The organism is Pectobacterium wasabiae CFBP 3304, from assembly GCF_001742185.1.
Classification (GTDB): Bacteria; Pseudomonadota; Gammaproteobacteria; order Enterobacterales; family Enterobacteriaceae; genus Pectobacterium; species Pectobacterium wasabiae.
Window position 1 is genome coordinate 2178726 of the sequence record NZ_CP015750.1, and the last position, 12931, is coordinate 2191656.

12 protein-coding genes are annotated in these 12931 nt (G+C 49.7%); 7 read left to right on the top strand and 5 right to left on the bottom strand.

The window, feature by feature from the left end; genetic code table 11:
* Nucleotides 1-32: 32 nt before the first annotated feature.
* Nucleotides 33-860, bottom strand: a complete 828-nt coding sequence (gene dkgA, locus A7983_RS09865; protein ID WP_005975582.1) for a 2,5-didehydrogluconate reductase DkgA — start codon at nt 858-860, stop codon at nt 33-35.
* 555 nt (nt 861-1415) lie between these two features.
* Between dkgA and A7983_RS09870 the strand changes: the two genes are divergently transcribed.
* From A7983_RS09870 to A7983_RS09895, 6 genes are all read left to right on the top strand, one after another.
* Nucleotides 1416-1934 (top strand): Hcp family type VI secretion system effector, encoded by a 519-nt coding sequence (locus A7983_RS09870; RefSeq protein WP_014700322.1) that lies wholly within the window; start codon nt 1416-1418, stop codon nt 1932-1934.
* Between the two features lie 188 nt (nt 1935-2122).
* Nucleotides 2123-4090 (top strand): type VI secretion system Vgr family protein, encoded by a 1968-nt coding sequence (tssI, locus tag A7983_RS09875; RefSeq protein ID WP_069704145.1) that lies wholly within the window; start codon nt 2123-2125, stop codon nt 4088-4090.
* The gene (locus tag A7983_RS09880) at nt 4083-4979 is read left to right on the top strand and encodes a DUF4123 domain-containing protein (RefSeq protein ID WP_005973790.1); all 897 of its coding nucleotides are present in this window, start codon (nt 4083-4085) and stop codon (nt 4977-4979) included. Before tssI ends, A7983_RS09880 begins: the two co-directional genes overlap by 8 nt.
* Before the next feature lie 314 nt (nt 4980-5293).
* Complete coding sequence (locus A7983_RS09885; protein WP_005973788.1) at nt 5294-5893, top strand: hypothetical protein; 600 nt, start codon at nt 5294-5296, stop codon at nt 5891-5893.
* A 12-nt stretch (nt 5894-5905) separates the two neighbouring features.
* Complete coding sequence (locus A7983_RS09890; RefSeq protein WP_005973786.1) at nt 5906-6799, top strand: hypothetical protein; 894 nt, start codon at nt 5906-5908, stop codon at nt 6797-6799.
* An 87-nt stretch (nt 6800-6886) separates the two neighbouring features.
* Entirely contained in the window at nt 6887-7153 is a 267-nt protein-coding gene (locus A7983_RS09895; protein WP_005973785.1) for a type VI secretion system PAAR protein, read from the top strand.
* Between the two features lie 100 nt (nt 7154-7253).
* On the opposite strand, the gene yqhD is transcribed toward A7983_RS09895, so the two are convergent.
* Both yqhD and A7983_RS09905 read right to left on the bottom strand, forming a co-directional pair.
* Nucleotides 7254-8417, bottom strand: coding sequence for an alcohol dehydrogenase (yqhD, locus tag A7983_RS09900; RefSeq protein ID WP_005973783.1), 1164 nt, complete (start codon nt 8415-8417; stop codon nt 7254-7256).
* A gap of 3 nt (nt 8418-8420) precedes the next feature.
* A complete protein-coding gene (locus tag A7983_RS09905; RefSeq protein ID WP_005973781.1) occupies nt 8421-9161 on the bottom strand; it encodes an NADPH-dependent oxidoreductase in 741 nt (246 codons plus the stop codon).
* A 210-nt stretch (nt 9162-9371) separates the two neighbouring features.
* Between A7983_RS09905 and A7983_RS09910 the strand changes: the two genes are divergently transcribed.
* A complete protein-coding gene (locus A7983_RS09910) occupies nt 9372-10388 on the top strand; it encodes an AraC family transcriptional regulator (RefSeq protein WP_005973779.1) in 1017 nt (338 codons plus the stop codon).
* Nucleotides 10389-10417: 29 nt separating this feature from the next.
* Here the strand turns inward: A7983_RS09910 and A7983_RS09915 are convergent, their stop codons facing one another.
* Together A7983_RS09915 and metC are read right to left on the bottom strand one after the other, a co-directional pair.
* The gene (locus tag A7983_RS09915; RefSeq protein ID WP_005973777.1) at nt 10418-11077 is read right to left on the bottom strand and encodes a DedA family protein; all 660 of its coding nucleotides are present in this window, start codon (nt 11075-11077) and stop codon (nt 10418-10420) included.
* A gap of 321 nt (nt 11078-11398) precedes the next feature.
* Nucleotides 11399-12589 (bottom strand): cystathionine beta-lyase, encoded by a 1191-nt coding sequence (gene metC / locus A7983_RS09920; protein WP_005973775.1) that lies wholly within the window; start codon nt 12587-12589, stop codon nt 11399-11401.
* Nucleotides 12590-12931: the final 342 nt, after the last annotated feature.

Genomic DNA, 12931 nt, shown 5'->3' on the forward strand with positions numbered 1-12931 from the left:
CCAGCAGGGAGAATGCTGGCATCTAAGGTGGGTTAATCGTTTCTCGGCTCGTCTGGGTCCGATCCCAGACGTTTTCCGCAGTCCAGCTTGGCAATTTCACCTAGTTCGTCTTTATCCAGACGGAAATCGAATACCTCGAAGTTTTCCTTGATGCGCGAAGGTGTCACCGATTTAGGGATCACCACCAGCCCGCTGTCCAGATGCCAGCGGATCGCAATCTGGGCGGGTGTTTTCCCATATTTCATCGCCAGTTTACGGATAATAGGGTGGTCGAAGACCCCTTCGCCCCCCTGTGCCAGCGGGCTCCAGGATTCCGTCTGGATATGGTGTGTGGCATTCCAGGCGTGGAGCTGTTTTTGCTGGAGAAGCGGGTGCAGTTCGACCTGATCGATGACCGGTAAGACGCCCGTTTCTTCTTTTAACCGCTGTAAATGATGAATATGGAAATTACTGACACCGATGCTTTTCGCCAGGCCTTGTTCCTGAAGTTTGATTAGCCCACGCCAGGCATCCACAAAGGTATTCTGTTGCGGCAATGGCCAGTGAATCAAGTAGAGATCGACGTAGTCTAGCCGAAGCTTGCGCAGACTCTCTTCCAGTGCTTTCTGAGGATCGGTGTGATCGCCATTCCAGAGCTTGGTGGTGATGAACACTTCTTCACGCGGTAGATTCGCGGAGCTCAGCGCCTGACCGACCGCTTCCTCGTTCTTATAAATCGCGGCGGTGTCGATCGCCCGATAGCCGATGGACAAGGCTTCGGACACGGCGATCACCGTGTCCTCACTGCTTGCTCGCCAGACCCCAAGGCCCAACTGGGGCATGATATTGCCGTCCGCCAGCTTAACTTTCGGTTGCGTCATCTCATTCTCCTTTTATATCCGTTAATCCATAAACGTATCATAGGGTTAACCGGATGGGCGACCTGTTCATATCACGGACAGAGAGGAACGTGATCCCTCGCAGGAACAGGCATATGATTTCAGTCTAGTAGAAAAATGCGTCGGCTATGTGTTACCTGATGAAATCAAACTTATGCCTATTTTGCATAATAAATGTAAGTAACCGCTTACTCACACCCTTCGCAAACGTGCGCAAATTATCACCTTATTTGTCATTAACCTATCAAAACACCGTGTTTAAATTGGTTATTCCTTTGATTAATTTATCACTAAGGAAAACTTTCAGCATTACTGCGCATTCTGCGCAACTTCTTGCTCACTTTCTGGTGTAAATCACTGTTTGCGCAATGGATGCCGTTTTTTCGCGAGGTCTGCGCAACTTTTTGCTCAAATTTGGCTTAAGGAAAATATGACTTAAGTGATTCATCAGCAAAAACAACAGGATAAAAATTGGCATGCGAATTGCTATACAGAGCGTGAAGTTATTCAACTCGTTCAACAACAAGGAGCAATACCATGCCAACTCCATGCTATATCAGCATCGAAGGAAAAACTCAGGGCAACATTACCGCGGGTGCTTTCACCTCTGACTCTGTCGGCAACATCTACGTGGAAGGCCACGAAGACGAAATGCTGGTGCAGGAATTCAAACACGTCGTTACCGTACCAACCGACCCGCAATCCGGTCAGCCATCCGGTCAGCGCGTACACAAGCCGTTCAAATTCACCGTCGCACTGAACAAAGCGGTGCCGCTGATGTACAACGCCCTCGCCTCCGGTGAAATGCTGCCAACCGTCACCCTGAAGTGGTATCGCACCTCGGTGGAAGGCAAACAGGAGCACTTCTTCTCTACCGTGCTGACCGATGCCACCATCGTGGATGTTAACTGCCAGATGCCACACTGCCAGGACCCGGCCAAGCTGGACTACACCCAACTGATTGAAGTCTCACTGGCCTACCGCAAAATCGACTGGGAGCACACCGTCGCTGGAACCTCTGGTTCCGACGACTGGCGCGCGCCGGTCGAAGCTTAATCGTTCTGTCTCCAACCCGGCCACCGTGCCGGGTTTTTCGCCTGAGCGGCGGTGTGGGCAGACGCAGACCCCCACTCAGGTATTGCAGTAATCGGGTATTTCAGCAATCACAATAGCGACGTGCCGCTCTGGGGAGATCCAGTGCGTGCGGTAGCCATGTCAGCGGTGAAGGGTAAAGGAGAGGACGGATGGCCAACAGTACAGGATTACAGTTCACCGTGAAGGTCGGCGCGTTGCCGGAAAGCACTTTTGCGGTGGTGGATTTTCAGCTCAGCGAGGTGCTTAACCAGCCGTTTGCCCTGTCCCTCAATCTGGCCAGTGCCTTGCCGGATGTGGGTTTTGGTGCCGTGCTGGACCAGCCGTGTGAGCTGATGATGTGGTACGACGGTGAGCTGAAGCGTCGGGTAGGCGGGATAATCAGCGCCTTTGCCCAGGGCGACACCGGCTTTCGCCGCACCCGCTATCAGGCGGAGGTGCGTCCGGCGCTGTGGCGACTCGGGTTGCGTACCAACGCCCGCATCTTTCAGGCGCAGAAGCCGGAAGTGATTATCGGCACCCTGCTGGAAGAAGCCGGGATTACCGACTACGCCTTCTCGTTACGCCATGACCATGCCCCGCGTGAGTACTGCGTGCAGTACCGCGAAAGTGATTTGGCGTTTGTCACCCGACTGGCAGCCGAGGAAGGGCTGTACTTCTTCCATGAGTTTGAGGAAGGCAAACACCGGGTGGTTTTTGCCGACGATGCCGGGGCGCTGGCGAAAGGCCCCGAGCTGTTCTTCAACCTTGCCACGCAGGGATTGAGCGAAGGCGAGTACGTCCACCGTTTCCGCTACGCCGAGCGGGTCAGCACGGCTGAAGTGGCGCTCAAGGACTACAGCTTCAAAACCCCGGCTTATGGCCTGCTGCACAAGAAGATGAGCAGCGAACTGGACCATCAGCGCGAAAGCTATCAGCACTTCGACTACCCCGGGCGCTTCAAAAAGGACCCGAGCGGCAAGGCGTTCAGCCGCTACCGGCTGGAGGCGTTACGGGCGAATGCCATCACCGGCGCGGGTGATTCCAACGCGGCGATGCTGATGCCGGGCAGCAGTTTTACCCTCACCGAGCACCCCAACCTGCCCCTCAACACCGGCTGGCAACTGGTGGCCATCACCCACAGCGGGCAGCAACCGCAGGCGCTGGAAGAAGAAAGCGGCGGTGAACCCACAACTTACAGCAACAGCTTCGAGGTTATCAGCGCCAACACCACCTGGCGAGCCGACCTGCCGTACAAGCCGATGGTGGACGGCCCGCAGATTGCGACGGTGGTGGGGCCGGCCGGTGAAGAAATCTACTGTGACGAGTACGGTCGAATCAAACTGCAATTTCCGTGGGACCGCTACGGGGCGAGTGACGACCAGAGCTCCTGCTGGGTGCGGGTGAGTCAGGGCTGGGCGGGCGGCCAGTACGGGCTGATAGCCATCCCGCGCATCGGCCATGAGGTAATTGTCAGCTTCCTTGAAGGCGACCCAGACCAGCCGATAGTGACCGGCAGAACCTTTCATGCCACCAACCCGTCGCCGTACCCGTTACCGGTAAATAAGACGCGTACCGTTCTTCGTTCGAAAACGCACAAGGGAAAAGGCTTTAACGAACTGAGCTTTGAGGACGCGACCGATAATGAAGAGATCTTTTTACATGCGCAGAAAAATATGGCGGTACGGGTACGCAATTCCAAAGATGAACGCGTGGACTATAACCGCACGACGAGTATCGGGCATGATGAAGAACTGGTGATCGCCAATGATCGTAAGGTCACGGTGGAAGGCAATCAAGATCACAAAATCACAGGCAACAATTTATCGCTGACGGAAGGTGATCGAGGTATACAAGTCAAAGGCGATTTGGCACAGAAAATCAGTGGTATATTTAGCGTGGACAGCAACGGAGATTTGACGTTGCAAAGTGGTAGCAAACTCACGCTTAGAGTGGGGGGCAGCTTTGTTGTTGTGCATGCGGGGGGCGTCGATATTAAAGGCCCCGCGATTAACCTTAATTCCGGCGGTAGCCCAGGCGATTTGGCCTTGCCAGCAGATCCGGCGATTCTAAAGGCTGCAGCGGCCGCAGGGACGATGTTTGTGGCACATTGCCCGGCTAAGGATAAGCAAAGTGAGTAAATTAACACAGTGGGCGATTGTCGATGCTGCCGTAGAACCTGAATTATTTTCGATGCTGGAGCAATTAGATCCACCCCATGCCAGTTTATACGCGGAGCCGATACCTGAAGATATTGGACGTTTGGCTCCGCATCTGGTGCAGGTAGATGATAGGGTCTCCCAGTGGCTGAAACGAAGGAAAACGCCTTGGGGAATTCTGTTGGAAAGCAAGGCTGAAATGAAAATGTTACGGCAACATTTACGCAAATATTTGCATGTACAGATCCCTAATGAAGAAAAACCCGTATTTTTCCGTTTTTATGATCCGAGAAATATCTGGTCTTTGTGTGATGTTCTGACTGAGTGGGAACTGTTCTGCTTCATGGGGCCCATTGAGAAAGTTGTGACTGACTATAATGGAACGATACGAGAAGAAAATTTTAATTCTGTTCGTACACAGTTTCCTTTGATGGCTAAGAGTAGGTTGAAATTTTTAAAATTTAGCTCGTCACAATTTGATGTACTTAATAAATTGGCTGAAATTAGATATGTTGATGAGCTAGTTTCTAAAACGCTAATTAAATATAAAGAAAAAATACATCACGTTTATAATAGTAGTAATCAAGATGACCCGAATCAGGATTTTTATTTTTATCAAGACGCTTTGGAATATCCTACAACTTTTTCGGTAAAATATTTTGTTAGCGAGAGTTATTCTTTTTGCAAAGAAAATGGCATTGACGATGATCACTCGATTTGTGGATTAATTCATTTGTTTATAGAAAAGGATTGTTATTCATTAGAACAACTCCCTGAGTCTTGGCGCGATATGTTAAGTCGTGAAGAATTACCGGGTTATTATCGCGTTGATAATTTGTTAAAAGATGTTTTGGGAACATACCCCTCTTGAAAAGGATAGATATCTGAAGTGTTGAATGCACTCTCTGCGGAGTGGCGTGTTACGTGAAGTAATTAGGTAATTAGGTAATTAGGTAAGTGGTTCGGGGGCTGACAAATCAGCCAAAGGCAGACTTGAACGCACCTTGCCGCGGCCTCTACGTGGCGAGGTATACACCTGTGTGCTGAGTAATGCAGCCAACGCACATGTAACTTAAAGTATGACGGGTATACCTTAAGGTTAAATATGTTTGGAGTATTTAAATAAATTGGCTATTCTAACAACACGAATGTGAATGTATGCTTTTAACATGGAGTCGTTAAAGAATGAAATCAATACTTTTGATAGTCGGTGTTTTACTAGGGATGGGGTCGGCATGGCTATACCAGTGGATGAAACCACCTTCTGATGATCCTTATTTTTTCTTAACCCCGAAGGCGACAATCATTAACGACGAATACTATTCAATAGATAAGCCTATAAAATTACATAAGAAAGGAGAGATTGTTGATTTTTATTTTTGGAATGTGCCTCAACCACAACCTAAGCTATTTTATTTATTTCCAGTAAATACTCCATCACCAGAAATTTCAATATTATTGAAACGCAAGAAAAGTGAAGAATATAACGCAGTGGTTGATTTGTTATTCGAAGATAATCATTCAGTAAAAAATAGCGACCCATTTTTAACGGTCGTTATTTATAAGATAAATAACGATTTGACAGAGTCGGTTTTTTTTAAAAAAGAAATATCATCACTTAAGATATCGTCTGGTAGTGGAGAGGGGATTTTATTCGATATAAAAGAATTTGGCTATGAATATGGTCAGTATAGGGCGGTTTTTGAGGTGCTATCAGACAATGATAAGATAAAAAATGATGATGTGGATTTCTACGTTCATATATATCAATATTCAATTAAATAAAATGGATTTTTTATGGAACCGATAAATAGAACTGAAAAGTTACTCGAACATATAATTAATAAAGATGACATCACTGCTGAACAAAAAAAACAAGAAATTGAACAGTTTGCATACCCTGATCAAGAGGGAAACTATAATGCAGGCCAAGCTTGTGCTACATGTCCGCCACCCTATGCGAGAAAAGAGTTTGTAGACAACGTTATTGATTCTTTAGAGTACAGATATACTGTTACTATTTATACTGCATACCCAGGAACTCCCTTAAACGAAGATAACGGACTGCCGAAATATAAAAAGGGAAAGAGAAAGACATCGCTAGCCGGTCATATGTGGCTTCAAATTAAAATATATAATAAGAGTAATATATTGACTGATTATCATTCGTATGGATTTGCTCCTATTGAATCAGGAGCTCTTGGGAGAGGACAAGTAACGAAAAATGATACCATTCATTATGAAAAGCCATATTATAATAGAGAGTTTGAAATAGCTAAAAAACAGTATGGTAAAATAGATGAGTTTGGTCGTTTAGCTATAAAACATGATGAAACTTATTTTAATCTCTATTATAATGGTGTGGCAAATAGCTGCATCGATTTCACTTGGCAAGCACTCCGCCATGCAGGGATAATTCCAACGGATATATCGAATGACTCGATGCATGATAATAAAGAAACGAAAAAAACAGATGAATTTGACGGCGAACTTAAGGTAATTGATAACATCCCTCATATAAAATCAATTCCAGCACCATTTCCTGATAGCGAATTAAATTCAGAGAAATATAACGAAATTCCAGATAGAGATTTTTTAGAACGGGCTTTTTCTAAAAATAATAATAACCCGAATGATGCTGGTGTTGAAATTGCAAACAGGCAACATGATGGTGCGCTCGGTAGCGTTTGAACGCTACCGATAGGGTGAAAAATAATACAGGGTCTGAATGAGCGAATCGTATTTGCAACGGAAGACACCAATACGGAGGATAATGATATGGGCAACGCCGTTAAATTAGGAGATAGCGACACTGGGCACGGTAGCCACCCGCCGACGCCAGTGATTGCTGGCTCATCAACAGTTAAGGTCGATGGTTTACCTTTGGCACGCCAGGGCGATCCTCTGGCCCCTCACGGCCACAGTCGGAACATTAGTAGCGGTTCATCCAGTGTGTTTATTGATGGTAAACCTGCTGCGCGTTCTGGTGATGGGGTGAGTTGCGGTGGCGTGTTGATTGGTGGGGGAACGGTAAACATTGGATGATATTTTATCGACAACAGGTGTGGTGAGTATTTGATTCCACTGTGGCACTGCCTATCCGTTACTTCCAGATAGGCAGTGGCGTAGCTAAATACGAAGTACCTTAACGTGCCGCTTCATAAATCTTCTGGCTTTCTTCCAGCGTAATATCGTGGTGCTCGCCTAATGCGGTCAGGCCGTGTTCACTGAGTTTGGCGACCAGCGTCGGAATGGAGCTGCCGTCCAACTGATAGTCAGACAGGCGGGTCGGTACGCCCATTTTCTCGAAGAAATCACGCGTAGCGGCAATTGCGCCGTCGATGCGCTTGTCTTCGTTACCGTCACGCAGATTCCAGACGCGTTCGGCGTATTGCAGCAGCTTGTCGCGTTTCTGAGCTTTTCTTGCCGTCAACATGGCGGGCAGGACGATAGCCAGCGTTTGGGCATGGTCGAGGCCGTGTAGCGCCGTTAACTCGTGTCCCAGCATATGAGTTGACCAGTCCTGCGGCACGCCTGCGCCAATCAGTCCGTTCAGCGCCATGGTCGCGCTCCACATTACATTGGCTCTGACCTTGTAGTTTTCCGGTTCAGCCAGTGCGCGTGGGCCTTCTTCAACCAGCGTCAGCAGTAAACCTTCCGCAAAACGATCCTGTACTTTGGCATCGACGGAATACGTCAGGTACTGCTCCACCGTATGAACGAAGGCGTCGACCACGCCGTTTGCGATCTGGCGAGCAGGCAGAGTGTAAGTCACGACCGGATCGAGCACGGCGAAAAGCGGCTGTGTGTGTGGTGAACGGAAGGCGAGCTTATCGTTGGTGGATTTACGGGTGATGACCGCACCGTTGTTGGATTCCGAACCGGTTGCTGGCAGAGTGAGTACCGCTGCGAGTGCGACGCCGCGATCGATTTCTGCTCCGCCAGTTTGCAGAATATGCCACGGATCCTGTGCCGCCTGATAATCTGCGGCGGCAGCGATAAATTTCGTGCCATCAACCACCGAGCCCCCGCCAACCGCCAGCAGGAAATCAATCTTCTCTGCACGGACGACTTCGACGGCTTTCATCAGCGTTTCATACGTCGGGTTAGGCTCAATGCCAGAAAACTCGTGTACGTTGCGGCCTTCCAGTGCGCGATAGACCTGATCCAGCACGCCATTGTGTTTCACGCTGCCGCCGCCGTAGGTGATGAGAATACGGGCATCGGCAGGAATTTCTTTGCCTAATTCAGCAATCTGGCCTTCGCCAAACAAAATCTTGGTAGGGGTATGAAGTGTGAAATTTAGCATAGGTTATTTGTCCAGTTTAAAGCCCTGTTGAAGGATCGCGGGTAAGACTTTAGGGAAGTAGATGTGTTGGTAATAGCTGGCGGTGTTATCACCCCAGTTGTCACCGTCTGCGCGGCCAGTTTGTTGCCAGTGCGCCACCAGCGTGTGGTTATATTGTTCAATCGCCGCAGGCAGAGCGTCCTGATGATAGGTTTCATCATGGCGGAATGAACTCAGCGGCAGGCGCGGTTTCTGATGCGCAGGGGCATCGACGTAGCCGATAGCAACGCCGGCGACAGGGAACGTCAGTTCAGGAAGTTCCAGAAAGTCGATCATCGCCTGCGGTTCACGACGGATGCCGCCAATCGGGACGATACCCAGGCCAAATGAACGTGCGGCGGCCATCAATGTGCCGAGCGCGATGCCGACATCCGTTGTGCCAGCGATCAGGCTTTCGAGACTTTCATGCGCGTGTTGCTGTTTGCCGCTCATGGCAATCCCAACCTGCGTTTTATGCATATCCAGCACGACGGTGATGAATACAGGCGCTTTGGCAATCCACGGTTGGCCACCGGCCAGTTCAGCAATGCGTGCTTTGTGCGCGGGGTCGCGGGTGACGATGAGTGAAACCTGCTGAGAGTTCACGGACGTCGGTGCCAAATGTGCGGACTGAATAATGGCATCCAGTACATCATCGGGAATCGGTTTATCAAGATAGCTACGTTCGCTGCGATGTGACGTAAACAGTTCAATCGTTTTATTCATGTCTTTTCCCGAATGGATAGTGGGCAAATGTATGCTCAGTATTGTCATCAACCGAGGGGAGAGGTTCAATGCACATTTCTGTTTGGTTATTGCCTATTTCTACAAAATGTAGGAGAAAAGGGTGATAATAATTCGCAGGTATGCCATTTTGCTTCTCCTGTCAGGAGAAAGGCTTCAGGCAGGAAAAATAACGAGTAGTGAGATAACACTATGTTGATTGAAGACCAAGGCGTGTTGACGAAAGGCCAGGACATGTCGACGGAAATCCAATGTGAGCGGCTTGTTCAGGGACAAACAGTTCAGAAACAAACAGAACAGCAATCCACTGTGCGGCAACACATCGTGCAGCAGGCAATACGCTGTTCAACCAAAAGCTGGGTCACGCCTTCGCTCATGCCGCAGGTTCGAATTCTGTATACGGAACAGCATCATCCGCGAGTGCCAGTGATGTATGAGCCGACGATCGTCATCATTCTCCAGGGCAAAAAGATTGGCTATTTGGGCGGAAAAACGTTCCTGTATGACCCGGAAAATTATCTGTTGATGACCGTTCCGCTGCCGTTCGAATGTGAAACGATAGCCAGCGTTGAGAACCCGCTAGTGGGGATTGCTATCAGCATCGATATCCCGATGCTTCAGGATTTACTGATCGACATCGGTGATGATGACAGCGCGATCCGCCCCTGCTCCTGCACGTGCGGGGTGAATAGCGCACCGCTGAACGATGAGATTCTGTGTGCCGTCGAGCGACTGCTGGATGCGATGAATAACCCGCGCGATGCCCGTGTGCTAGGCCCGGCGATTGTGCGCGAGATTATCTATCATATGCTTTGTGGCGAACGTGGTGCGGCATTACAGGCGTTGGTGAATCGGCACACGCACTTCAGCCAAATCACCAAAGCGCTGCGACGCATTGAGAGTCACTACGCCGATAGCCTGAATGTGGAACAGTTGGCCGCCGAGGTGAATATGAGTGTCTCCGCGTTTCATCATAACTTCAAGGCGGTCACTAACACATCGCCATTGCAATACCTGAAGTCCTACCGCTTACATAAAGCGCGCGTGATGATGCTCAATGATGGCCTGAGAGCCGGTGTTGCAGCGGCTCGTGTCGGGTATGAGAGTGCGTCGCAGTTTAGCCGGGAATTTAAGCGCTATTTTGGTGCGACGCCAGGTGACGAAGTCACGAGATTAAAGGCCAACAATATGGCGGTTGAGGAAGGCTGATTGCGGCAATAAATCGAACGGTTGACCGATTAGGCGACCGTCCGTTTTTTACGCCACACCACAACAGCCATACCAATAAGACCGCTGACCAGTAAAATGATAGGCAGCAGGATCAACGCGGTCATCACCTGATCTTCATAGCGTTTGACCAGCGGAATGTGGCTAAGCGCATAGCCGAGCGTGACAATCCCGCCGACCCACAGCAGCCCGCTAAGCCAGTTGAAAATTTGAAAACGCGTATTATTTAACCCAGAAATCCCCGCCATCGTTGGCAGCAACGTGCGGATAAAGGCTAAAAACCGACCCACCAGCAGCGCCGTCAGGCCGTGGCGATGGAACAGGTGATGGGCGCGTTGGTGGTAATGTGCAGGAAGTTGCAACAGCCAGCCTTTTACCAATCGGGTATCGCTCAGCCAGCGCCCTTGGAGGTAACTGAGCCAACAGCCGAGACTGGCGGCGATGGTAAGTAGAATCATTGTGGGGAAAAAGCTCATCACGCCTTTGGCAATCATAGCTCCGGTGAGCAGCAGTAGGCTATCGCCGGGCAGAAAAGAGGCCGGTAGCAGGCCGTTCTCCAGAAACAGCGTTGTGAACAGAATGCCGTAAATTACCCAAATGACGTGGGGATCGGCCAGTGCACTAAAATCCTGCTGCCAGAGCGCCTGAATAATGTCGTGAACCATACTCATATTACTTCCCGCCAGTGACGATATTCATTATTTCTCAGGCAGCGGAGGTAGAGCGCTGGGTTACCTGAAATCTATTGCCTATCAAGCCCTAAAATCGGTATGGGGCAAACGCCTTGTCGCATCGTGATAATACGACAGGGCTTAATGCTACATTTTGGTTAAGGTAACGCCGTTTTTTTGGTAAGCGTTGACTCACGATTATCATAACGCATTACCCACTGCGCCGCAGGGGAAATCAAGACGCGGCGCTTTTATGGTCGTCACACTTTCTGTATTTTGTTTTCCTGCTGTTGGCCTGAGCACCTGCTTGCTGACGCCTTGTTAGGCGCTCAGTCTGCTGAAACCTGCGGCCAGATCGTCGATCAGATCGTCACTGTCTTCAAGTCCAATATGTAACCGAATAAGTGTACCGGTAAAATCCACGCCGCTCACAGGGCGAATGGTCGCGAGTTCTTCTGGCTGGTTCGCCAGAATCAGGGACTCAAAGCCACCCCAGGAATATGCCATACTGAAATGCTCAAAATGGTCCAGATAATGCGCCAAGGTTTCTTTGCTTAATTTCTCTTTCAGCACAAAGGAGAACAAGCCGTTGCAGCCGTTAAAATCGCGCTTGTAGAATTCATGTCCTTTGCATCCTGGTAACGCGGGGTGGTTAACGACCGCCACTTCTGGCCGTTCCGCCAGCCACTTCGCAATGCGGATGCTGCTTTCCTGATGCTGTTTGAGTCTGACGCCCAATGTGCGCAGGCCGCGGCTGGCGACATAAGCGGTATCAGCATCCACCATTTGCCCCATCAGGTAAGAGTGTTCACGTAGCTGTACCCAGCAGCGTTCGTTAGCGACTGCCGTGCCGAGCATGGCATCGGAATGGCCGACGATATATTTCGTACCGGCCTGAATTGAGATATCAATATCGAAGTCGAACGCCTTGAATAAGATGCCCGCAGCCCAGGTATTATCAATCATGATAACGATCTCGGGATTGATACGGCGCACGGCTTGGACGATGGCCGGCACATCGTGGACTTCCATGGTGATAGAGCCCGGTGATTCAAGAAAGACCACTTTGGTATTCGGCTGGATTAGCTCAGCAATCCCGGCACCAATGAGCGGATTGAAATAGGTGGTGCTGACGTTTAGCTTGCTAAGTACTTTCGTGCAGAAATCTTGCGTAGGTTCGTAGGCTGATTCCGTTACCAGAATATGATCGCCTGCCGCAACGAAAGAGAGGATGGCGTTAGAGATGGCCGCCGCCCCACAAGGGTACAGTGCGCAGCCTGCGCCGCCTTCCAGTTCCACCATCGCTTCCTGAAACGAGAAATGGGTCAATGTGCCACGGCGGCCGTAGAACAGCGCACCGTTGGCCCGGTTAATCGTGGCATGTTTCTTGTCCTGCACGGTATCGAATACCAGAGAAGAAGCGCGTTGAATAACGGGGTTTACGGAGCCGTGGGTGAATTTCTTACTGCGTCCTGCGGCGACTAACGCGGTTGCCGTTTTTTTGCTTGTCATAACCACTATCACCTTTTCTGTTCAGTCTTGCCGAATGACTCACTACGCTGACTATTTCCGACGGTGAGCGCGGTGGGAATGCGGGGCATGATTAGATTTATGAGCGTTCGATTTATGAGGTCTACGTTATCACGGCTTGGGCGGCGTGTGGGCTTAAGTAGGATAAGATGGGAGGTAGATGAAAACATTTCAGGAAGAACGCAAGAAGCGCCATGTTATTCGCGACAATTCAAAAAACATAGCGCAATGCCGATCGTTTAAAGATCGAGATACCGGGGGCTACCACGGTGCGAGGTATCCCTGCGGGAACCTCATCACCGTGTTTCCCCCTAAATACAGACT

Bases quoted from the DNA above. Each gene is read 5' to 3' on its own strand.
- dkgA (WP_005975582.1), bottom strand. From the start codon at position 860: ATGACGCAACCGAAAGTTAAGCTGGCGGACGGCAATATCATGCCCCAG.
- A7983_RS09870 (WP_014700322.1), top strand. From the start codon at position 1,416: ATGCCAACTCCATGCTATATCAGCATCGAAGGAAAAACTCAGGGCAAC.
- tssI (WP_069704145.1), top strand. From the start codon at position 2,123: ATGGCCAACAGTACAGGATTACAGTTCACCGTGAAGGTCGGCGCGTTG.
- A7983_RS09885 (WP_005973788.1), top strand. From the start codon at position 5,294: ATGAAATCAATACTTTTGATAGTCGGTGTTTTACTAGGGATGGGGTCG.
- A7983_RS09890 (WP_005973786.1), top strand. From the start codon at position 5,906: ATGGAACCGATAAATAGAACTGAAAAGTTACTCGAACATATAATTAAT.
- A7983_RS09895 (WP_005973785.1), top strand. From the start codon at position 6,887: ATGGGCAACGCCGTTAAATTAGGAGATAGCGACACTGGGCACGGTAGC.
- yqhD (WP_005973783.1), bottom strand. From the start codon at position 8,417: ATGCTAAATTTCACACTTCATACCCCTACCAAGATTTTGTTTGGCGAA.
- A7983_RS09905 (WP_005973781.1), bottom strand. From the start codon at position 9,161: ATGAATAAAACGATTGAACTGTTTACGTCACATCGCAGCGAACGTAGC.
- A7983_RS09910 (WP_005973779.1), top strand. From the start codon at position 9,372: ATGTTGATTGAAGACCAAGGCGTGTTGACGAAAGGCCAGGACATGTCG.
- A7983_RS09915 (WP_005973777.1), bottom strand. From the start codon at position 11,077: ATGAGTATGGTTCACGACATTATTCAGGCGCTCTGGCAGCAGGATTTT.
- metC (WP_005973775.1), bottom strand. From the start codon at position 12,589: ATGACAAGCAAAAAAACGGCAACCGCGTTAGTCGCCGCAGGACGCAGT.